Source organism: Cupriavidus sp. GW823-FHT07A04 (assembly GCF_058794615.1).
Window position 1 is genome coordinate 212,784 of record NZ_JBXAHA010000004.1, and the last position, 22,268, is coordinate 235,051.

Genomic DNA, 22,268 nt, shown 5'->3' on the forward strand with positions numbered 1-22,268 from the left:
CTATTTTCGTCACCTCAGAGCACAACAGCGTCGAGTTTGCGCCACGTACTGTGATACTTTGTCGATCCGGAAAACTACAAAAATGCAGAAAGTACCGAGACAGCAATCAGCTTGCCAGGCACCAAAACCCCTTGCGCGACCGGATCCGGCGGCTTCCGTTTCAGCGCGCCTTCGCAGCGTTCGAAACCCGGGAATTGGCGCTAGCCAGCCTCTGTGACACTGGCATGCATTTGCACTAGTGCATATTCCCTAGTCCTAAATGCTTATATGCACAATTAAGCGCATGCCTCAGAATTCTCGCCCGTAGTGCTTGAATAAGCACTTTTAGTTTGGCCTGCAGGGGACTGCCTGAGAGATCGGGCAGCGCAGGTAGAAGTGGATGGGATCAGCCATACCCGGAATGCATCGTCTGGTGGCATCAAGCGCGACCAGCATGTTGGCAGCAAGCCAAGCGAGCTCTTTCGGGACTATAAAAATATGAAGAAAATAGGGGTCAGCAAGTGATTCTGTTGGGATTGGACGGTGTCACGCGCCGCGTGGCAGGCCTGCGTCAAGCAAGCCGGGGCGCGCCGATGACAAGAGCCTGGCTTGGCGCACTGCTGGCCGTGTTTGCATCCTGGCTGTGCCCGGCGCAGGCACAGGCACTGGCAACCACCGGCTCTCGCGCCCCGAACATCGTCTTCCACTACGGCAGCAAGCCGCCGGTGGACGCTCTGCAGGCGTTCGATGTCGCCGTGGTCGAGCCCGACAGCGGCTTCGATCCGCGCACCGCCACCACGCCCAATACGCAATGGTTCTCCTACGTCAGCATTGGCGAGGTCGCACCGTCGCGCGCCTACCTGAAAGACATTCCCAAGGCCTGGCTGATCGGCAATAACGACGCCTGGGGCGCTCGCGTGGTCGACCAGGCCGCCGAGGGCTGGCCCGCCTTCTACGTGGAAAAGGTCATCGCCCCACTGTGGCAGCGCGGCTATCGCGGCTTTTTCCTCGACACGCTCGACTCCTACCAGCTCAAAGCCAAGACGGATGCCGAGCGCGCCCGCCAGGAAGCTGGCATGGTGGCGGTGATCCGCGCCATCAAGGCACGCTATCCCGAGGCCAAGCTGATCTTCAACCGCGGCTTCGAGATCCTGCCGCAGGTCAACCAGCTGGCGTACGCGGTCGCGTTTGAATCGCTGTACCGCGGCTGGGACCAAGGCGGCAAGCGCTACACCGAAGTGAGCGAAGCGGATCGCAACTGGCTGCTCGGCCAGGCCCGAACGATCCGCGAGCAGTACCACCTGCCGGTGATCTCGATCGATTACTGCCCGCCCGCCGACCGCAAGTGCGCGCGCGACACCGCCGCGCAGATCCGCGCGCTCGGCATCATCCCTTACGTGGCTGACCCCGGTTTGCAGACGGTTGGGATCGGCAACATTGAGGTGATGCCGCGCCGGGTGCTGGTGGTGCAGGACCGCGAGCCGGGCGTATCGATCGACGACTCCGCGGGCGTGCGCTTCGTCTCCATGCCGCTGAACTACCTGGGCTATCGCGTGGACTTCGCCGAAGCCAGCCAGCCGCTGCCGGAGATCGGCCCGGACCGCTACGCTGGCGTGGTGATCTGGATGGCTGGCAACGTGCGCGACCAGCCCGGGCGTTTCTTCAGCTGGGTGCAGCGCAATATCGACCAGGGCGTGCCGGTGGTGTTCCTGAACGATTTCGGCGCGCGCATGAACGCAGCGCTGGCATCGAGCCTGCAGCTCAATTCGGTCAAGGGCAAGATCGGCGTCAAGGCGGACGTAGTGTCGAAGGACCCGATGATGGGCTTCGAGATGCCTGTGGCGCCGGACCGCACGCAGGCAGCGCCGGTTCAGGTGGGCAATGGCCCGGGCTTTCGCTCCCTGCTGCGCCTGAATTCAGGCACGCTGACCTACGACGCTGCCGCGATCACTCCCTGGGGCGGCTACGTGCTCGGGCCTTACGCGGTGCGGCAAAGCGCCAACGACCAGGACCGCTGGGTGGTGCAGCCGTTGTCCTTCCTGCGCGAAGCGCTGCGCCTGCCGGCCATGCCGGTGCCGGATGTCACGACCGAAAACGGACGTCGCCTGCTGACCGTGCACGTGGACGGCGACGGCTTTGCCTCCCGTGCCGAGATTCCCGGCGGCGGTTATTCCGGTGAAGTCCTGTTTCGCGAGATATGGGACCGCTATCGCCTGCCGATGACGATGTCGATCATCCAGGGCGAAGTGGCCAGCGACGGCATGTATCCCAAGCTGACCGCGCAGCTCGAGCCGATCGCCCGCAAGATTTTCGCGCAGCCCTATGTCGAGGTGGCGAGCCACACCTTCTCGCATCCCTTCGAGTGGGGCCGCACGGTGCCCGGCGGCACGCACTCGGAGAACGCCACCGAAGGCGACGACGACTTTCACCTGGCGATTCCCGGCTACACGATGGACCTCAAGCGCGAGATCGGCGGCTCGATCGACTATATCAACCGTACCCTGGCGCCCCCTGGCAAGCCGGTCAGCATGCTGCTGTGGTCGGGCGACTGCCAGCCGCCCGCCGAGGCCATCAAGCTGACCGACCAGGCCGGCGTGCTCAACATGAACGGCGGCGATACGCTGATCACGCGCAGCAACCCGACCTGGACCGCGATCTCGCCCATCGGCGTGAACAAGGCCGACGGCACGTTCCAGATCTTCGCGCCAAACCAGAACGAGAACGTCTACACGAATCTCTGGCATGGCCCGTACTACGGCTTCGAACGCGTGATCGAAACGTTTGAGCTAACCGACCGGCCGTACCGCTTCAAGTCGGTCAACATCTACTATCACAACTACTCCGGCACCAAGGCGGCTTCGCTCAAGGCGTTGCGCAAGGTCTATGACTACGTGCTGAGCCAGCCGCTGATGCCGGTGCATGCCACTGACTACGTGCGCAAGGTGATCGACTGGCAAGGCATGGCGGTGGCCCGCGAGCTGGGCGGCGACGCCACGCAGCCGGCCGCCTGGATCGTGCGCGGCGACGCCAACCTGCGCAACGTGCGCTGGACCGGCGCGGACGTGCCCGACGTGGCGAACTCGCAAGGCGTCACCGGCACCTCGCCGGCGCCCGGCGGCGGCGTCTACGTGCACCTGGCCGATGGTGCCTCGCGCATCGTGATGCGCGCCCCGAGCGCAGCCAATGCCGCGGCTCCCTCCGGCCCCGAGATCGCCGAGGCCAGCGGCTTCGTGCGCAACTGGCAGCGCACCGGCCAGGGCAGCGCGCAGCGCATCCGTTTTGACTTCAGCGGCTACTTCAAGCCATTCTTCCGCCTCGCAGGCGCGGACCGTTGCCGGATTGCCATCGATGGCAAGCCGGTGCAGGGCGTGCAGGAGCGCGGCACGCTGCGTTTCGATACCACTCCCGTTCCCAATCCCAACAATGCCAAGCAAAGCGTCGAAATCACCTGCGCCGCCTGAGCGCGAGCGGCTCCTGCCGCCAGCGTTCGTGCTGACCTTCACCGCCATGGTGGGGATCGGCCTGGCGTTGATGTTCCCGCGCGAAACCTTGCGCGAACGCCTGCTGGGCGATGGCCGGGCAGTGGACGGCCTCAGCATGGCCTACCTGGAAGCCTGGTGGCGGGCCACGCCCGGCGACAGCGGCTTCGCGGCGGTGCTGGCCGAGCAATATGCGCGCACGGGCCGGCTGGATGAGGCCGAGGCCATGCTGTCCCGGCTGGAGGCGCGCTATGCGGCCAGTTCTGCGGCCAGTTCCGCGGCCAGCCTGCAAGGGCCGGTGCGCAACGCTGAGGCCAATGCCGCCGACGCCGAGCTGCCCAGCCAGATCCTGCGTACCCGCATCGAGATCGCGCAGCAGCGCGCGTTCGCGGCGTTGCCGAACACCCCCGAGCGCGAGCACTACGTTGAAAAGCTCGGCGGCCTGCTCGACCAGGCGGTGACCATGAAGTGGGACCGGGCCGACCTGGAAGAGCTGGCCACCACTGCGCGCTCGATCAACGCGCTCAAGCCGGCACAGGTGTTCTACCAGGCGCTGGCCAAGAGCGACCCCGCCCGCGCGGCGCTGTGGAACGCGCAGGCTGCGTCGGCGGCGCTCGCGGGCGGCGACTACCAGCAGGCGGCCGACGCGCTGTTTGCCGCGCAGTCCCGTGCCACCGATCCGGCCGAGCAGCGCCGCCTCTACCTGGCCGCGCTCAAGACGCTGCAGTCCGGCAACGAGCTCGACAAGGCGCTGGCCCAGGCCGAGCAGCACGGCGGCAAGCTGCTGGAGAACGCCGAAGTCCTGCGTTACCTGACCAAGCTGGCGCTGGCCGCCAACCGCCCCGAGCAGGCCGCGCGCTATGTGCAGCGGCTGCTGCGCCTGCCGCCGAGCTTGCAGCCCGTGCCCGAAGGCGCCTCGCTGCAACGCGCCGAAGTGCGCCGCGTGGCGGCCACCCAGCCATGGGCCGCACGGGGTGTGATCTTCCTTGATGGCCCGCGTGGCCTGGCCTTGCGCCGCGCCATGGGCGACGCCGCGATGCCGCACCTGCGCCGCGTGGCGGATACCTCAGGCGCCGGCACGTCCGCTTCCGCGGCGGCGGGCCAAGCCCGCGCTGCCTCTGCAGCTTCGGCAGCACCAGCACCAGCAGCAGCCCCTGCCGGCGTCCCTACCGGCGCACCCACCGCGGCCGAGCGTGGCTTCAATGCCGACGACTACGAACTCGCGTTCCAGGTCTTCCTGGCCGCCGGCAAGCTCGACGACGCCCAGCGCGTTGCCGAGACCGCGGTGCGGCGCCAGCCCGGCGCGGCGCGCTGGCGCGAACGCCTGGCCCAGGTCGCCGAGTGGAATCGCCAGCCCACGGTAGCGCTCAAGAGCTGGCTGGAATATGCCCAGGCCAGCAATGACGAGACCGCCTGGAAGGCCGTGCTGCGTCTGGCGCCCGGCCTGAACGACGACCGCGCCTACCTGGCCGCGCTGCGCCACCGCGCCGGCACGGGTGATCTCGCTACCGTCGACCAGGTGGTCGCCACCTACGAACGGCTGGGCGAGCCCGAGCAAGGCCTGGCCTTCCTGCAAAGCCTGAGCCACGGCCCGAACGCGCGCCCGATCATGGAGCGCCAGGCGGAGCTGGCCGAGCGCGCCGGCAAGGATGCCCGCGCCTTCGAGCTTTACACCGAATTGCAGCAGCGCTTTGGCCCGCGCCCGCAATACGCGCTCAAGCAAGCCAACCTGCTCTATGTGCGCGGCAAGCTGGCCGAAGCCCTGCAGGCCATGGTGCCGTCCATGCGCACCGCGCGTTCCACCGACATCGAATTCTGGCGCACGCTGACCGAGCTGGCGCGCCTGAACCAGCGCAGCGACCTGCTCGAGCAAGGCTACCGGCAATTGATGCTGGCCATGGCCGAGTCGCATGACGACCACTGCATGGCCATGCCCCCCGGCGCCGGCCGCAACGACTGCCTGGCCGAAGTGCGCGATACCGAGGAATCGGATTTCTCGAACCTGATGGACTTCTACGACAGCTCGCCCATCGATGCCGGGCGCATCGCCGAAGCCAGCTGGCGCAAGGGCGGCAAGCTCGTGTCGCTTGAGCTCGCCATCAATTACTACACCCGCGCGCGCGCCTACGGCCGCGTCGCCACGCTGCTGCAAGGCATGACCCCTGCCCAGCTGAAGCAGGCCGAGCAATCCAGCCGCTTCCTGGCCATGCGCGCCGAGTACCAGCGCGCCCGTGGCGAGCGCGAACTGGCCCTGGCCGACCTGCGCCGTGCCGCCGGCATGCCCGACGCCGGCAGCGAGACGCTGGCCGCGCTGATGTGGGCGCTGGTCGATCTCGGCTCGGATACCGAAGTGCGCGCCATGATGCTGCGCCTGAAGGGCGAGGCCGAGGGCAACCCGGACTTGTGGGGTGCCTTTGCCGCCGGCAGCATGCGCTTCCAGGACGGCCGCGCCGCGCTGCATTACCTGCGCAAGATGGCCGACGGCAAGAACGCCGATCCGCTCTGGCTGGGTCTTGCCGCCGATGCCTACGACGCCATTGGCCAGACCAGCACCGGGTGGCGCCTGCGCCGCCAGGCCTGGGTCGACCTGCACAAGGACCAGTCCGCGGCCGGGCGCCGCGCCTCGGATCCCCGCAGCGTGGATCCGGCCGCCGAGGAGGAGGACGCGCAGGGCGGCCCCGCCCCGGCCGAGCTGCGCCGCCAGACCGTGGCGCTCGGGCAGATCTTTGCCTCGGGCGATGTGTCCCAGCGCCTGGTGATCGAGATGCTGCGCGCTGACCGCACCGTGATGGCCGGCACCAATGCCGCGAACTGGACCGGTCCCACCAATCCGGCGTCGCGGCTGGGCGAGATTCCCGGCCTGCCGGCGCTCGATCCCAAGACGCCGCCGGGCGTGGCGCAACGCGAGGCGCGCCAGCAGGCCGTGGTCTCGTCCGCTTCCAAGGAAGTGGCGCTGGCCTGGGCCCTGTCGAACGAATCCAACGAACTGGCGCGTGCCTGGCTGGCCCGCCAATATGCCCGCCAGTTGCTGCGCCCGGCGTATGCCGAGATCACGCTGGCGCTGGCCAACCAGGACCTGGCCGCGCTCGACCGCGTGCTGGAGCGCCAGGCTGGCCGCATTCCGGTGGACAACCAGATCGAAGCCAACGTGCAGCTCGACCGGCTCGGTGCCGCGCAGACGCTGGCCTATGAAACCCAGGAGACCACCCGTACCGACGACAGCCTGCAGGAAACCCTGCGGGACACGCTGCTGTTCAACGCGCAAGCCATCGAGCCACGCGTGACGTACCAGCGCCAAAGCCCGCTGAGCTATTTCGACTACAGCCTGGCTGGCGGCGTGCGCCTGTGGGATGGCTACGACCTTAACCTGCGCGGTGCCTGGCGCACCCAGCGCAGCGTGGACCAGACCCAGCTCACCGGCGTGCCTTCGTCCGACAAGCGCGGCGAGCTGTCGCTCGGCTACCGCGACCAGCACCTGCGCTGGCGCCTCGGCGTGGGCCGGCGCGACGGCCTGGATAGCGTGACCACCGCGCGCTTCACCGGCGAGTGGCGCGAGAGCAGCCGCTTGAGCTTCACCACGCTGGCCGGCATCAACCAGAGCGCCGACGAATCGGCGGCGCTGCGGGTCGGCGGCGTCAAGGATGTGCTCGGCCTGGGTGCGACCTACAACTTCAGCCTGCGCGAATTTGCCGGCGCTCGCATCGAGTACGACCGCTTCCGCGGCCAGGACGGCTCGCAGCTGGGCCACGGCCTGGTGTACGACCTGGAGCTGGGCTACCGCATCCGTACCGCGTACCCGGACTACACGGTGCGCCTGGTGGGCACCCATGCCACCTACAACGCGCGCGGCGGCACGCTCAGCAACAAGCTGGCCACGCTGGTGCCTGCCGACGACGAAGCCACGCCGGGGTTCTACATGCCCCAGGGCTTTACCCAGGCCGGCGTGACATTCGGCTTCGGCACCGAGCTGATCGACGACTACACGCACAAGTGGCGGCCGTTTGCCGAAATCGGCCTGCTGCACGACACCCGCGCCGGGCAGAACTTCCGGGCGCAACTGGGCGTGGCCGGCAAGGTGTTAGGCAACGATCACCTGTCCATGTATGTGCAGCACGAAACCGCGGCGCGCAATGGCGGCACGCCGCTGACCGAAGTGGGTGTTCGGTACAGATGGCTTTTTTAATCCGGGCAGGCACGCGGGCGTGCCGGTTCACTGTATGCAATCGAGAAGGGGAGAGAGTCATGGAAACAACTAGCACGAAGCAGAACCGCGCAGCACGACTGCTGGGCTGGTGCGGTGCGCTGGGCGCAGCGCTGTGGCTGGCCGGATGCGCGGTGACCGATATTGGTCGCGCGCCCGCGCTGCCGGCCGGTGAGTCGGTGGCGATACTGCCGATCGTCAACTACACCGAGACGCCGCAGGCAGGCCTGCGCGCCGAGGCGATCGCGGAAAGCCTGCTGAAGACCGGCGGCATTGCCAACGTCAAGCGCTATCCCGCCAACCTGAACCCGGAAACGCTGTTCGAGCCCGCCGAGCGCGAGTCGGTGGGCAAGGCGCTGGAGTGGGCACGTACGCAGAAGATGCGCTACGCCCTCACCGGCGCGGTGCAGGAATGGCGCTACAAGGTGGGCGTGGATGGCGAGCCGGCCGTGGGCATCTCGCTGCAACTGCTGGACGTGAGCACGGGCGAAGCCGTCTGGTCCGCCACCGGCAGCGACAGTGGCTGGAGCCGCGAGTCGCTGTCGGGCACCGCGCAAAAGTTGCTGCGCCGCCTGCTGGCGCCGCTGCGCCAGGGTTGAACCGCAGGAGAGCATGATCGTGGCCAATACAGCCGACAAGATTCGGGAAGGACAGGGCATTGGCGCGGGCGGCCGCTATTTGCGGTTGCTTGCGCCCGCCACGAGCGGACCGGTCTCTGCGGTCGAGCTGGTGGTGACGATGGCGCTGGCGATGGGGCTGGGATACCTGCTCCTGCCCAACAACCCCCTGCTGCTGGGACTGGGCTTTCCCTGGGCATGGCTGCTGCCGGTCATCCTGGCGCTGCGCTATGGCACGTTGATTGGCGTGGGCAGCGTGCTGATGATGCTGGGCGGCTGGTTCTTCTTCCACCAGATCGGTGCGCAGCCGGGTGAGTTCCCGCGCCTGTTCTTCCTGGGCGGGCTGCTCATGGTGCTGGTTGCCGGGCAGTTCGGCGATGTCTGGGGCACGAGGCTGGCGCGCGCGCGCGCCGTCAACCGCTACCTGGAAGAGCGCCTTGCGGCCCTGACCAAGAACCACTACCTGCTGCGCGTGTCGCATGCGCGGCTGGAGAACGACCTGCTGGCCAAGCCCACCACGCTACGCGACACGCTGTCGCAAATGCGGGCGGTGACGCTGGAAGATGCCGCACCGGGTGGCGTGCTGGTGGGCGCGCGCCCCATGCTGCAAGTGGTGGCGCAGGCGTGCCAGCTCGAAGCGGCCGCGCTCTACGCTGTCGATGGCGAGACGGTATCCTCCACGGCGTCGGCGCAGATCGGCCCGGCATTCGAGTTCGATCCCGACGATGTGCTGGTGCGCCACTGCCTGGAGACGCGCCAGCTGGCGCACCTGCAGGCCGACGGATTGTCGCGCCAGTCGCCGGACTATCCGCAGACCCGCTACGTGGCGGTGGCGCCGGTGCTGTCCGGGGCCGACAAGCTGGTGGGCCTGCTGGTGGTCGAGCGCATGCCGTTCCTGTCGCTCAGCTACGAGAACCTCCAGTTGCTGATGGTGCTGATGGGCTATTACGCCGATGGCGTCGAGCACGCCGTGTCCACGCGCGCCATCGCTGCCGCGATTCCCGGCTGCCCTTACGACTTCTCGCTGGACTACGCCCGCCTGTCGCGCCTGCGCCGCGACAGCGGCATCGACAGCACGATCGTGGCGCTGGTGTTCGATCTCGACGAATCGCGCGATGCGCTGTTCGACCAGGTCATCCGCAGCCGCCGCGCGCTCGACGTGGCCTGGCCGCTGACCAGCGCGCACCAGCGTGCCCTGCTTACCTTGATGCCGCTGTCGGGCAACGAGGCGGCCTCGGCCTACCTGGTGCGTATCGAAGACATGCTGCGGGCCCAGTTCGGTACCGATTTCGAAGCGGCGCGCATTGGCGTGCATACGCTGGCCGTGCCTGCCAACGCGCCGGTGGAGCCGTTGATCCGCCTGCTGCATCGCTGCCATGTGGATGTTCAGCCGGCGCCGGTACCGGTGCCGGTGGCACTAGGCGAGGTTGGCCGTGGGTAAGCTCGGCATCGGCGGCGTCGCCGCGCAAATCGCCGCCCTGGCGCTGCTGGCCCGCGCCGGGAACAGCACCGCGCTGCTGCTGACCTTCCTGATGATGCAGGGGCTCGCCGCGGCGATGATCGCGATGGTGCTGTGGCGCCTGCTGCCCCGGCGCTTTCGCGTGCCGTTCGCGTGGAGCTATGGCTACCTCTTCGTATTCTGCTTCCTGGTGCCGCTGGCCGGCGGCATGATCTGCGTCGGCAGCCTGCTGATCGCGCGCTTCTTTCCGGGGCGCCGTCCCACGGCCGGCATCGGCCTGGTCGGGCTGCCGGTGTTCGTCACCCACCTGATCTCGCGCGTGACCCACGGCGGCGGCGCGCGCTTGCGCGCCCAGTTGGGCAACACGCGCGCGCCGTTGCCCGAGCGCATGACCGCGCTGGTGGCCATGCAGTCGATGCCGGCGCGCACCTCCAGCCCGGTGCTGCGCGACCTGCTGGCCGACAGCGCCGACGACGTGCGCCTGCTGGCCTACGGCATGCTGGACGGCGCGGAGAAGCAACTGACGCAGAAGATCCTTCTCGAGCTGCCGCGCCTGGAAGCCGCGCAGGACGATCGCGAGCGCGGCGAGATCAACAAGCGCCTGGCCGACCTGTACTGGGAATTGATCTACCAGAACCTGGTGCAAGGCGACGTCTATCGCTACACCGCCGACCAGGTGGAGCGCCATGCGCGCGCCGCGCTGGAGGTTGACGCCGACCAGGCCGGCTTGTGGTACATGCGTGGCCGCCTGGCCCTGACCCGCGACGAGCCCGCGCAAGCGCGCGGGTGGCTGCAGCGGGCCGAGGCGCTTGGTTTTGCGCGCGAGCGCACGCTGCCGCTGCTGGCCGAAGCCGCCTATCTGGAGCGCGACTACGCCGCCGTGCGCGCCATCTTGCTGTCATTCGACAGCCCATCGCCGCTGCCATTGGTACGGCCCCTGCTGCGTTACTGGCAATCATGAGCGATACCCCTTTGCCCCGCGCCGACTCCGCCGATGTGGCCCTGCTGCTAGAGGGCACCTTTCCGTATGTGAGCGGTGGGGTGTCGAGCTGGGTCAACCAGATGATCCGGGCGTTTCCGGACGTCCGCTTCGCCATCGTCTTCATCGGCAGCCGCCGCGAAGATTACGGCGACATGGTCTACGCGCTGCCCGACAACGTCGTGCACCTGGAAACGCATTTTCTCTACGATTTCCCGCCGCCTCCGCTGGTGCATGGCAGCGACGGCGATCCCGTCACCTTCGCCGCCTCGGCGCAGTTGCACGAGGTGCTGCGCCAGCCTGGCCGTGAGCAGGAAGCCGGCGAGCTGATCCGCGAGCTGATGCCCGAGTTGACCGATGGCGGCAGCCTGTCGGAAGACGCGTTCCTCTACAGCCGCAACGCGTGGCGGACCATCACCGAGCAGTACCGCCAGTACTGCACGGACCCGTCCTTCACCGATTACTTCTGGACCGTGCGCATCATGCATAAGCCCCTGTGGCAGCTCGCGCGCATTGCCGAGGGGCTGATCCCGGCCAAGGTCTACCACACGGTGTCCACCGGCTATGCCGGTTTCCTCGGCGCCATGCTGCACTACCGCACGGGACGCCCCTTGCTGGTGTCCGAGCACGGCATCTATACCAAGGAACGCAAGATCGACCTGTTCCAGAGCCAGTGGATCCGCGACAACCGCAACGTGTTCGAGCGCGACATCTCGCAGATCAGCTATTTCCGCGAGCTGTGGGTGCGCTTCTTTGAAACGCTGGGCCGCGTCTGCTACGACGCCGGCGACACCATCGTCGCGCTCTACGAAGGCAACCGCCTGCGCCAGGTTACTGACGGTGCCCGCGCCGAGCGGACCCGCAATATTCCCAACGGCATCAACCTGCCACGGCTGGCCGCGCTGCGCGCGCAGCGCGCACCCGGCGTGCCGCCGGTGCTGTGCCTGATCGGCCGCGTGGTGCCGATCAAGGATATCAAGACCTTTATCCGTGCCATGCTGACCGTGGTGCGGCAATACCCCGATGCCCAAGGCTGGATCGCCGGTCCGGAGGACGAAGATCCGGAATACGCGCGGGAATGCCGCAGCCTGGCCGAAAGCCTGGGCCTCGCCGACAAGGTGAAGTTCCTGGGCTTCCAGCGCATCGATGAACTGCTGCCCAAGGTGGGCGTGCTGGTGCTCAGCTCCATCAGCGAGGCATTGCCGCTGGTGGTGCTGGAAGGCTTTGCCGCCGGCGTGCCGTGCGTGACCACCGATGTCGGCTCGTGCCGGCAACTGATCTTCGGCCTGCCTGGCGAGGATGCGGCGCTGGGCGCGGCGGGCGACGTGGTGCGCATCGCCGACCCGGCCGCGCTGGCCGAGAAGGCTATCGGCCTGCTGGGCTCGCCCGACGCATGGCATGCCGCGCAGCAGGCCGGCATCCGGCGCGTGGAGCGGTATTACACGCAGGAGATGATGGTGGGTAGCTACCGTGACCTGTACACGCGCCTGATGGCGCAGCCACGGGTGGAATCGTCCGCCGGCGGATCCCCCGCCAGGGCGGCGCAGGCAGCGGGCTGCCCCATGAAGGGAGGTCGCTGAGATGGCGGGGATTGGATTCGAACTTCGCAAGATGTTGCGGCGGGACAACCTGTCGGGCATGCTCGGCGCGTACGCCTATGCGGGCATCATCAGCTCCGGGCCTTGGGTCCTGTCGATCGTCGGCATCTTGCTGATCGGTGTGCTCAGCCTGCCGTTCGTGGTGCCGGGCAGCCTGGTGACGCAGTTCCAGGTCTCGGTGACCTACCTGATTGCGGTCAGCCTGATCCTGACCGGGCCGATGCAGCTGGCCTTTACCCGCTTTACGTCGGACCGCCTGTTCGAGAAGCGCGATGGCCTGGTGCTGTCGAACTACCACGCGGTGGCCCTGCTGGTCACCGCGCTCGCGGGCACCATCGGCATCGGCTGCGCGCTCTTTGCGTTCCCGGCGCAGTCGGTGCTGTATCGGTTGTTGATGACCGCGGGCTTCGTGGTCATGAGCAATATCTGGATCGCGGTGATTTTCCTCACGGGCATGAAGCAGTACAAGGCCATCGTCTGGACCTTCCTGCTGGGCTATACGCTGACGGTGGTGGCGGCGCTGGCGCTGCGCAACTATGGCCTGGAGGGCCTGCTGCTGGGGTTTGTTGCCGGCCAGCTGTGCTTGCTGACAGCCATGGTGGTACTCATTTACCGCAACTACACCAGCCAGCGGTTCATTTCGTTCGAGGTGTTCCAGCGGCGCTATGCCTATCCGAGCCTGATGCTGATCGGGCTGCTGTACAACCTTGGCATCTGGCTCGACAAGTTCATGTTCTGGTACTCGCCGTCCACGGGGCAGCAAGTCATCGGGCCGCTGCACGCGTCGATCATCTACGACATCCCGGTGTTCCTGGCCTACCTGGCAATCATCCCGGGCATGGCGGTGTTCCTGGTGCGTATCGAGACCGACTTCGTCGAGTACTACGACGCCTTCTACAACGCCGTGCGCGGCGGCAGCTCGCTCGAGCATATCGAGGATATGCGCAACACCATGGTGCAGACGATCCGCCTGGGACTGTACGAGATCGTCAAGGTGCAGGCCATTGCGGCGCTGGTGCTGTTTGTCCTGGGCAGGTTCGTGTTGGCGGCGCTCGGCATTTCGGAGCTCTACCTGCCGCTCCTGTATGTGGACGTGATCGGCGCCAGCCTGCAGGTGGTGCTGCTGGGGGTGCTCAATATCTACTTCTACCTGGACCGCCGGCGTGAAGTGCTGCTGCTCAGCGGCTTGTTTGTGATCCTCAACCTGGTGTTCACTGCCGTGACCCTGCAACTGGGGCCGGCCTGGTATGGCTACGGATTCGCGGTATCATTGTTGATCGTCGTGGCCCTGGCGATCTACCTGCTGGACCGCAAGCTGGACCGCCTCGAGTACGAAACCTACATGCTGCAGTAAAGGCGCGCGCGCCGGCTTTTGCGCCGGCGCGCTGCAATACCCTCCCGCGCCGTCCTTGGCGCGGCGACGCCGGATTCTGTACCATTCCCCTTTTGCGTACCTGGCGCCCGGCCTGCCCGGGTTATTGCGCGTTGCCTTTGCGGCGGCGCAGGAAGCGCGCGGTGGCATCTGGAAGAGAAGACGTGGCAAGCAAGAGGTAAGTATGAGAATCGCTTCGGTGGAAGACGACAAGAGCCAGTCCGAGCTGATCCAGCAGATCCTGGTCTCGGCCGGCCATGAGTGCGAGTGCTTCGCCAGTGGCAGCACGTTCCTGCGGGCCCTGCGCGAGCAAGCGTTCGACCTGCTGGTGGTGGACTGGCAACTGCCCGATACCAGCGGGCTTGAGGTGGTGACCTGGGTGCGCCAGAACTCCGGCCGCAATCCCCCCATCCTGTTCCTGACCAGCCGCTCACAGGAAGAGGACATTGTCGCCGGGCTGGGCGCGGGCGCCGACGACTACATGATCAAGCCGATCCGCCGCGCCGAGCTGGTGGCGCGCGTATCCGCGTTGCTGCGCCGCACGTATCCGCAGGCGCAGCAGGACAGCGCGCTGATCCGGGCGGGCAACTACGCTGTCGATCCGCAGGCGCGCACCGTGACCTGCGGCGAGAGCCGGGTGGACGTGTCGCCGCGCGAGTTCGACCTGGCGTTGTTCCTGTTCCGCAACCTGGGGCGCCTGGTGTCGCGCGAGGTGGTCGAGCAAGCCGTGTGGGGCCGCGCCATCGGAATCGGCTCGCGCACGCTCGATACCCATATCTCGCGGCTGCGGATCAAGCTGGCATTGCGGCCCGAGAATGGTGTGCGCCTGACTTCCGTGTATGCGCACGGTTACCGGTTCGAAGCCGCGGGCGACGGGGATATGCAGGGCCAGCAGGATTCGCAGGATCTGCAGGACAAGAAGGAAGACTGAGTTTATGAAGCGGTTCGACATGGCGGCAGGCAGGAAGGCAGGCGTTGGAGCGCACTCGCGCGCGGCATGCACGAGGGGCGCGAGGGGTGCGATGGGTGTGGCCGGCACGATCGGCATGGCCGGATTGGTTGGCGTGCTGGGTGCCGCATGGTCCGCCAGCGCTGTGGCGCAGGCTGCAGGCGCCGAGGGCGCCAACTTCATCTACCAGGTGCGCCCGGGCGACACGCTGATTGGCGTGGCGGACCGCTTCATGGCCAATCCCGCCGGCTGGCGCGAACTGCAGGCACTGAACAAGGTGGCCGATCCTTACCGGCTGCCGCCCGGCATGCGCCTGCGCATCCCGCTGGCGCGCATCCCGGTGACCGAAGGCACCGCCCGCGTGGTCTTCGTGACGGGGCAGGCGAGCGCCGATGGCCGCACGTTGCAGGCTGGCATGGAGCTGCGCGAAGGCGCCCGCATCGAGACCGGCGCCGGCAGCACCGTCACCATGGAACTGGGTGACGGCTCACGCGTGACGTTGCCGCCGGTGACAGCCGTGGAAGTCAAGCGGCTGCGCGCGTTTGCCCGCACGGGCCTGACCGATGCCGTGATCGGCATCGGCCAGGGCGAGGTGGAGTCCCGCGTGGCGCCGCGCGGCACCGGCGTAGGGCGGTTCGAGATCCGGACCCCGTCGCTGGTGACCGGCGTGCGCGGCACGCGCTTTCGCGTGGGCACCGAGGACGGCGCCAGCCAGAGCGCCGTGCTCGAAGGCCAGGTGCAGGCCCGCTCGCGCCGCGGCCAGCAAGCGGTAGTGCATGCCGGCTACGGCGTCAGCGCATCGGCCACGGGCGCCCTGACGCGGCCCGCCGCGCTGCTGCCGGCGCCGGCGCTGGTGCCGCTGCCCCAGCCGCTGCTGGCAAGCCATGCCACCGTGAGCTGGGGGCCGGTTGCACGGGCCGCCAGCTACCGCGTGGTGGTCTCGCGCGATGCAGCCCAGACGGAGTTGCTGTCCTCCCAGGCCGTAGGCGGCACGCAGGCCGCGCTGCAAGACCTGCCCGAGGGCGAGCTCTACGTGGGCGTGAGCGCGCTCGATGCCCGGCACATTGGTGGCGCGGGCGCGGTGATGCCGTTGGTGGTGCGCTTGAATCCGCCCGCGCCTTTTACGCTGGCGCCCGAGCGCGATGGCACCGCCTACGGCGAGACGCCGATGTTCACCTGGGCCGAAGTCGCAACCGCGGCGCAATATGAATTCGAAGTGGCGGCCAATGCGGATTTCACGCAAGGCCTCATGCAAGTGCGCGGTGCGGCGCCCTCGGCCAGCCAGGCGCTTGCGCCCGGCCGCTGGTGGTGGCGTGTGCGCTCGGTTGACGCCGGCGGGCAGCCGGGCCCCTGGAGTGAACCGGTGGCGTTCGCGCTCGAGCCGGCACCGCCGCAGCCGCGCCTGGAGGACGATGGCGGCGACGCCTTGCGGCTCGCATGGCCGGCCGCCGGCGCAGCCAGCGCCAATGGCGCGGCGCAAGCCTACCGCGTGCAGATGGCATCCGACGCCGCCTTTACGCAGATCGTGGCCGACGTCAGCACCGAGACCAATGCGGCCCGCCTGCCGCGGCCCGGCAGCGGCACGTATTTTGTGCGGGTGGCTCGCCAGGACGCGGCCCGCGAGCCGCATTTCTCAGCGCCCCAGCGCATCGAGGTGGTGCAGTACATCCGCGATTCGCAGGGCCAGCCCGTGAGCGCCGGCTCACGCTGGCTCAATCGTGCCAACTAGCCTGGCGCAATTCGCCGCGCGCGCTCGCTCGTTGCGCCGGGTGCCCGGACGCATGATGGCCGGCTACCAGCGCCGTACGCTGGTCGAATGGGGCCTGTTGACGGCCGCCGTGCTGGCGCTGGTGGCGGCGTGCGCCGTGCTGGGTTGGAGCGAACGCGCCGACAAGGCGGTCTACGACCTGTCGGTCGCGGCCCAGCATCACGCGCCCAGCGACGAGATCGTGATCGTCGCTATCGACGACCCCAGCATCTCCGCCATTGGCCGCTGGCCCTGGCGCCGCTGGGTGCTGGCCGACCTGATCGATCGCATTGCCGCCGACGCGCCGCGCGTGATCGGGGTTGACGTGATTCTCTCCGAGCCGGACGCCTTGCATCCCGAGGACGACCGCGCGCTGGCAGGCAGCATGGCGCGCGCCGGCAACGTCGTGCTGCCCGCGCTGGCCGAAGCGGGGCGGGGCGGCTTGCTGGTGCGCTATCCGCTGACGGGCCTGGGCAGCGAGGTGGGGCACATCAATATCGCGGTGGACCTCGACGGCATTGCCCGCCAGGTGTTCCTGCAGGAAGGGCTGCCGGGCCGCCAGCTCAACCATTTCTCGGCTGCGATGGTCGGCTTCGGCAAGCCGCCGCGGCCGGTGTCCGCCTACCGTCACGACGGTCCCGCGGATGACAGCGGCGCCGACGGCTGGACCCGGGACTACCGGTTGCGCATTCCGTTTGCCGGGCCACCGGGGACGTTCCGGCAGGTCTCGGTACTCGACGTGCTGGGCGGCACGTTGCCGCGCGACTTCTTCCGCGGCAAATCCGTGCTGGTAGGCGCCACGGCGAGCGGGCTGGGCGACGTGTTCCCCACGCCGGTATCGCGCAACGGCCATGGCATGAGCGGCGTGGAAATCATCGCCAACACCATGCAGACGCTGCAGCGCGACACGGCCATCGTCACCCTGCCGGCGCCCTGGTTCTGGCTGTGCACGTTGCTGCCGGTGTTGCTGGCGAGCCTGGCCTCGCTGATGCTGACGCCGCGCAACGCGCTGTTGGTCACGGTGGTGCTGCTGGCCGGCACGCTGGCCGCCAGCCTGCTGCTGGTCGTGTTTGGCCACTTCTGGTTCGCGCCGGCCAGCGCCGTGCTGGGTTGCAGCCTGCTCTATCCGCTGTGGAGCTGGCGGCGCCAGGAAGCGGCGCTGCAGTTCCTCACCGACGAGCTCGCACAGCTCGAGCAAGAGCCCGGCCTGCTGGCCATGCCTGCAGGCGAGGGCGAGTCGGGCCGCAATTCGGGCCGCAATTCGGGCCGCAAATCGGGCCGCAACCTCGATACCCGCATGCGTGCGGTCTACCGCATGACCACGCGCCTGCGGGACTTGCGGCAATTCCTGGCGGACGGGCTCGAAGGCTTGCCCGAAGCCACCGTGATCTGCGACCCCGGCGGCCGCGTGCTGCTGGCCAATCGGCGCGGCCTGCTGCTGGCGCCGCGCACGCTCGGGTCGCTGGGCGACATGAACGCACCGCGCCCCGGCATTCGCGAACTGATCAACGAAGTATTCGTCCAGCCCAAGGCCGGGCTGGACTATTGGGACCAGTTGCGCAGTGTCTATGCCGAGGGCGAGGCCGACGCCGCGCACCCGGTGCAGGCACCGCCCGGGGTGGAGCTCGAAGCGCGCGACGAACACCCGATGCTGCTGCGCGGCGCGCCGCTGCGCAGCGACACCGGCGGTGTCGCCGGCCTGATCGTCAGCGTCATCGATATCACCCAGGTGCGCATGGCCGAGCGGCGCCGCGAGGAGTCCCTGCGCTTCATCTCGCACGACATGCGGTCCCCACAGTCCTCCATCCTTGCCCTGATCGACCTGCAGAACGAGCCTGGCCGGGCGCTGCCGGAGGCAGCCCTGCTGGCCCGCATCGGCGAGCATGCCAACCGCACGCTGGACCTCGCGGACGACTTTATCCGGCTGGCCCGTGCGGAAGCGACGCACCTCAACTTCATCGAGGTCGACCTGGCCGGCGTGGTGCTGGATGCCACCGACGAGCTATGGGCGTTGGCCAGCGCCGCACGGATCGAACTGAAGGTGGAAGTCGACGTGGAAGAGGAGCGGTCGCAACTCCTGGCCGAGCCGGTGCTGCTGGTGCGGGCGATTGCCAACCTGGTGAGCAATGCCATCAAGTTCAGTCCGCCGCAAACGACCGTGACGGTGCGCCTGTATCGCGTGCCGCAGGGGCTGGCGATCGATGTGGCGGACCAGGGCCGGGGCATCGCCGAGGAAGACCAGGGCCGCCTGTTCCAGCCCTTCGCGCGCCTGCGCGACACCGAGCAGGATGCGCCCGCCGGCAGCGGGCTGGGGCTGGTGTTCGTCAAGACCGTGGTGGAGCGTCATGGCGGAGAAATCAAGCTGACCAGCGCCGCGGGTGCCGGCGCCACCTTCACGATCTTCCTGCCCTGCTGATCCGCTCGCTGGCGCTCAGCGTGATGCGCGCGTGGCCGCTGGTTGTCCAGCGTGACCTGCTGTGGTGACGGTGGCCGTGGCGCGGCTGTCCATCTGGCGGACCTTGCGCGCCGCGCGCTGCTCGTTGTCTTCCTGCAGCGTCACGCATAGCACGGTGATGAGCGCGAACGCCACCATGCAAAGCGCAACGTAGCCCAGCAACCTGTACCGTTCGGATCGCGATCCCATATCTAAGCCTGCAATGAATAGCGCAGCATTCTATGGCGAGGCCGCGTCGGCTACTGTCAACAAATGCAAGGACGCTCACCCAAGGTCCGCCGGACCTGCTGCGCCGCGCATCGACGCTGGCCAGGCCTGGCGATACAATCAGCGCGCAGTGCCTGCACAAGAGCCCTTGCGCGCCGGGCCACGCCCACCCGCCGCCGATGGCGTCAATCGCCCCAACAGGCTGCCACCGATGCATAGCAACACCGAGCCCCTCGACACAGGCGCCAGCGGGCGCCCGGTACGCCACTTGGTCGCCACCGAGGCCGCCATGGCGGCAGCGGGCCTGGACGGCTGGCAGCAACGCTACCAGCAGCTCACGCCCGGGCATTTTCTTGCGCAAGTGCAGCAGGCTACCTATGGCGACGTCCACGTCTTCCGCGAACGCACCAACCAGGCGTTGCTGGAGGAAGGCGAGGCACGGCGCGGCTATCTTTCCATCGCCTTGCCCCACCGCGAGTGTGCCGATGGCTGGTTCTCCGGCTACCGGATGAGCGGCGACACCGTGCTGCGCGCCGGCAACGGCCAGCCGCTGGCCATGCGCACCCCGCCGTCGCTGGACCTGCTCGGCGTGACGTTGCCGCTGCCCGCGCTGCAACGCGTGATGGAGCGCGAGGGGGTTCCGGAGCTGATCGCGCGCTTGCAGCCGGCCACGGAGGTGCGGCGCGCCGCGTCCGATGATTTCCGGGCGGCGATGCTGGCCGTGCTGGCTGCGTCAGCCATGCAGAGCGAAGTATTCAACCAGCGCTTTGTCGAGAGCGCCATGCGCGATGCGTTGCTGATGGCGGTGGTGTCCACGCTGACCCATGACATTGGGGATGCCCTGCTGCCTACGCCGCCTGCGCGGCGGCGGTTGGTCGCACAGGCGTATGAGATGGTGCGCGCTGCGCCCGAGGCACCCTGGAGTGTTCTGGCTCTGTGCGAACGGCTTGGGGTTTCAAGGCGCACGCTGCAATACAGCTTCAATGAAGTGACCGGGTTGGCACCGCTGGAGTTTGTTCGGGCCTTGCGGATGAATGGGGTGAGGCAGGCGTTGGGTGGACGGCAGGCGCAGGAGCCGGTGGGCGTGGTGGCGGCACGGTGGGGGTTTAACCATCTGCCGCGGTTTGCTGCGCAGTATCGGGCGTTTTTTGGGGAGTTGCCATCGGAGACCGCGGGCAGGGGGAGGTGAGTCGTTGATAGGGGTTGAGGGAGCCGGAACTGGAACTGGAACTGGAACTGGAACCGCACGATGCCATCGGTTGTGGCGCGATTGCCTCTGACGGCCGTCATGTTCGTGGCCAGGATTCCATGACAGGCCGCTATGCCTCGGTCACTCACGGTCACGTTCGGCTTTCAGCAGCTTGAGGCGCGTCTGCCCATCGGGCGTGAAGTGGGTGCCGAATCGCACCAGCCCGGCCTGATGCAGCTGACAACTCATGGTAAAGCTGAGCAACATGCCCGGTTCGGTTTCTTCGATCGCGATGTCGATGGATTTCAGCCTCGGCTCATAGCGCAGCAGCGTCGTTTCGAACCATTCAGCCGCGAGACGGTGTGGGCTTCCTGGTATTCGGACAGGTTGATGGTGACAAGTGAACGCTCGCCGCCGAACATCAGGTCGTCCTGCGTCCCGATGCGAGCGTGAGCCTGAGCGAGCCGATGCATGCCGAGGCGGAGTATGTCGGGGTCATCGCGCTCTTCCGCAGTCCCGGCAAGGAGACGGTCTGGAAGCTGGTGGTGCCCAAGAAGCAGTGGAAGAAGACCGATCCGGTGAGGATCGAGGTGCGCGGCAGCACGCTGGAGCTGGTGGGGGCCAGCTTTGACGGTCCCGGCGCCGTGGATGGCGCTGTCATTGTGCGTTTCGCCAGCACGCTCCGCAATAGTGAGTACGTTGCACCACATGTAAGTTAAGCTGCGGCTTGCATTCCTGCAATTTCCTGACATATCGCTGTGCTACTCCCCATTCGCTATAAGGCCACTTCTGCCGCCTCCGCCGCTCTGGCCCTTGCTCTCGCGTGCATGCATTCGGCTTTCGCGACCGGCTTCCTGGCGCCAGGCATTTATCGTGTCGAGCCAGACTCCCATCTGAGCCCGCCCAACAGAGTGCCGGAAGACGAGACAAGCCGCTTCAAGGAACGCTTCGAGCACGCCTTGCCCAAGTCGGCGGATATCACCTATGCGGTGGTGTCGCACGAAGCCGGTTCGGACGGCAACAGGGTGCACTTCCTTGTAGACAAGGACTACAGAAGCTACAGGACCGACGTGAACTCCGCGAACAGGCTATGCGTGGCCTACGCCTTTCCCGGCTGGAACGACTACTCGGCATCCCAGCCGTTCTGCCGAACCAACATCAGTAACGAGTCCGAGGCACTGCTGAAACAGCGGATGGCGGCGGCGTTCACCGTGACCTGGCAGCCCAGGAAGACGTACCTGAGCACCGAGACCATTCGGCCGCAACGCAAGCCAACGGCCGACGAGGTCGGCGCTTGCGCGCTTGGCGTATGCAGCCCCGAGGCGTATGGCAAGGGGGTCAACCATTATGAGATGGCTTACTACGCGGATCGCTTTGCCCTCGACAGGGTCCGGCCTTACCAGACAATCTTGTATCTCACCAAGGCGGTGCCACTGTTTGCCCGAGCCGATCGTGAGACGATCCTGACCCGTCTCGACGCGGGGACTTATGTTCCTGTCCTCTCCACGGATGCGCAATGGTACGAAATCGAGCGCGTCGGGCGGGACGGCTCGATCACCCACGGCTGGGTCGACCGGGACGATGCTGTCGCGGTGAATTGGGTTGCGCAACGCGCCAGAACGCGCAATTTCCTGTTTCGCGTCGCATTTATCGAAGGCGAGCTCACATCCGACTCTCCGCACGCGGTCGCCATTGAAATCATCGATCGGAAATCCGGCGTTCGTACTCAGGTCATTCGTGACTTCGATTCCGATCCCGGCTTTGCGGCGCCCGCGGACGCCTTGCGCGTGGTCGACGCCAATTTCGACGGCTATCCGGACATTGCGATTTTTGGCATGTCGGGAGGCGCCGGGCCGAACAGCACCGAGAACTTCTTCTTGTTCGACGCCGCCCGGCGACGGTTCGTTTTTGATGAGACCTTGTCGGGACTGTCGCAGATCGTCACCGACTCCCGCTCGCGCAATGGGAAGCCGAATTACCAGACACGACGAACAAAGCCGGAGCGCTGATACAGCAGAGGCGGCGTGGCGCATCCCG

The 22,268-nt window shown here is 67.3% G+C and carries 14 protein-coding genes and 1 pseudogene; 13 read left to right on the plus strand and 2 right to left on the minus strand.

The window, feature by feature from the left end:
* The first annotated feature begins 572 nt into the window (after positions 1–572).
* The 10 genes from AC1Q7Q_RS08810 to AC1Q7Q_RS08855 all read left to right on the plus strand — a co-directional run bounded on the left by AC1Q7Q_RS08810 (position 573) and on the right by AC1Q7Q_RS08855 (position 18,796).
* The gene (locus AC1Q7Q_RS08810) at positions 573–3,440 is read left to right on the plus strand and encodes a bifunctional glycoside hydrolase/polysaccharide deacetylase family protein (protein WP_492370554.1); all 2,868 of its coding nucleotides are present in this window, start codon (positions 573–575) and stop codon (positions 3,438–3,440) included.
* Entirely contained in the window at positions 3,403–7,641 is a 4,239-nt protein-coding gene (locus tag AC1Q7Q_RS08815) for a tetratricopeptide repeat protein (RefSeq protein WP_492370553.1), read from the plus strand. The genes AC1Q7Q_RS08810 and AC1Q7Q_RS08815 overlap by 38 nt, the downstream gene beginning before the upstream one ends.
* A 59-nt stretch (positions 7,642–7,700) precedes the next feature.
* Complete coding sequence (locus AC1Q7Q_RS08820; protein WP_150984411.1) at positions 7,701–8,258, plus strand: penicillin-binding protein activator LpoB; 558 nt, start codon at positions 7,701–7,703, stop codon at positions 8,256–8,258.
* Between the two features lie 13 nt (positions 8,259–8,271).
* The gene (locus AC1Q7Q_RS08825) at positions 8,272–9,717 is read left to right on the plus strand and encodes a PelD GGDEF domain-containing protein (protein WP_492370552.1); all 1,446 of its coding nucleotides are present in this window, start codon (positions 8,272–8,274) and stop codon (positions 9,715–9,717) included.
* The gene (locus tag AC1Q7Q_RS08830) at positions 9,710–10,696 is read left to right on the plus strand and encodes a tetratricopeptide repeat protein (protein WP_492370551.1); all 987 of its coding nucleotides are present in this window, start codon (positions 9,710–9,712) and stop codon (positions 10,694–10,696) included. Before AC1Q7Q_RS08825 ends, AC1Q7Q_RS08830 begins: the two co-directional genes overlap by 8 nt.
* Positions 10,693–12,294, plus strand: a complete 1,602-nt coding sequence (gene pelF / locus AC1Q7Q_RS08835; RefSeq protein ID WP_492370550.1) for a GT4 family glycosyltransferase PelF — start codon at positions 10,693–10,695, stop codon at positions 12,292–12,294. Before AC1Q7Q_RS08830 ends, pelF begins: the two co-directional genes overlap by 4 nt.
* A gap of 1 nt (position 12,295) precedes the next feature.
* Complete coding sequence (gene pelG / locus AC1Q7Q_RS08840; protein ID WP_492370549.1) at positions 12,296–13,666, plus strand: exopolysaccharide Pel transporter PelG; 1,371 nt, start codon at positions 12,296–12,298, stop codon at positions 13,664–13,666.
* 202 nt (positions 13,667–13,868) lie between these two features.
* On the plus strand, positions 13,869–14,615 hold the full coding sequence (locus AC1Q7Q_RS08845) for a response regulator transcription factor (protein ID WP_492370548.1): 747 nt from the start codon (positions 13,869–13,871) through the stop codon (positions 14,613–14,615).
* A 4-nt stretch (positions 14,616–14,619) separates the two neighbouring features.
* Positions 14,620–16,362: a FecR domain-containing protein gene (locus tag AC1Q7Q_RS08850; protein ID WP_492370547.1), complete on the plus strand. Its 1,743-nt coding sequence runs from the start codon at positions 14,620–14,622 to the stop codon at positions 16,360–16,362.
* A gap of 52 nt (positions 16,363–16,414) precedes the next feature.
* The gene (locus AC1Q7Q_RS08855) at positions 16,415–18,796 is read left to right on the plus strand and encodes a CHASE2 domain-containing protein (protein ID WP_492370601.1); all 2,382 of its coding nucleotides are present in this window, start codon (positions 16,415–16,417) and stop codon (positions 18,794–18,796) included.
* A 15-nt stretch (positions 18,797–18,811) separates the two neighbouring features.
* Here AC1Q7Q_RS08855 and AC1Q7Q_RS08860 read toward each other — a convergent pair whose 3' ends face one another.
* On the minus strand, positions 18,812–19,024 hold the full coding sequence (locus tag AC1Q7Q_RS08860) for a hypothetical protein (protein ID WP_492370546.1): 213 nt from the start codon (positions 19,022–19,024) through the stop codon (positions 18,812–18,814).
* Positions 19,025–19,253: 229 nt separating this feature from the next.
* Here AC1Q7Q_RS08860 and AC1Q7Q_RS08865 point away from each other — a divergent pair, with 229 nt between their 5' ends.
* The gene (locus tag AC1Q7Q_RS08865; protein ID WP_492370545.1) at positions 19,254–20,231 is read left to right on the plus strand and encodes a helix-turn-helix domain-containing protein; all 978 of its coding nucleotides are present in this window, start codon (positions 19,254–19,256) and stop codon (positions 20,229–20,231) included.
* A gap of 141 nt (positions 20,232–20,372) precedes the next feature.
* Here the strand turns inward: AC1Q7Q_RS08865 and AC1Q7Q_RS08870 are convergent.
* A pseudogene (locus tag AC1Q7Q_RS08870) lies at positions 20,373–20,609 on the minus strand (GPW/gp25 family protein); the annotation flags it as partial.
* 71 nt (positions 20,610–20,680) lie between these two features.
* Here AC1Q7Q_RS08870 and AC1Q7Q_RS08875 point away from each other — a divergent pair.
* Both AC1Q7Q_RS08875 and AC1Q7Q_RS08880 read left to right on the plus strand, forming a co-directional pair.
* A complete protein-coding gene (locus AC1Q7Q_RS08875) occupies positions 20,681–20,950 on the plus strand; it encodes a type VI secretion lipoprotein TssJ (protein ID WP_492370544.1) in 270 nt (89 codons plus the stop codon).
* Positions 20,951–21,058: 108 nt separating this feature from the next.
* Positions 21,059–22,240 (plus strand): XAC2610-related protein, encoded by a 1,182-nt coding sequence (locus tag AC1Q7Q_RS08880; protein ID WP_492370543.1) that lies wholly within the window; start codon positions 21,059–21,061, stop codon positions 22,238–22,240.
* Positions 22,241–22,268: the final 28 nt, after the last annotated feature.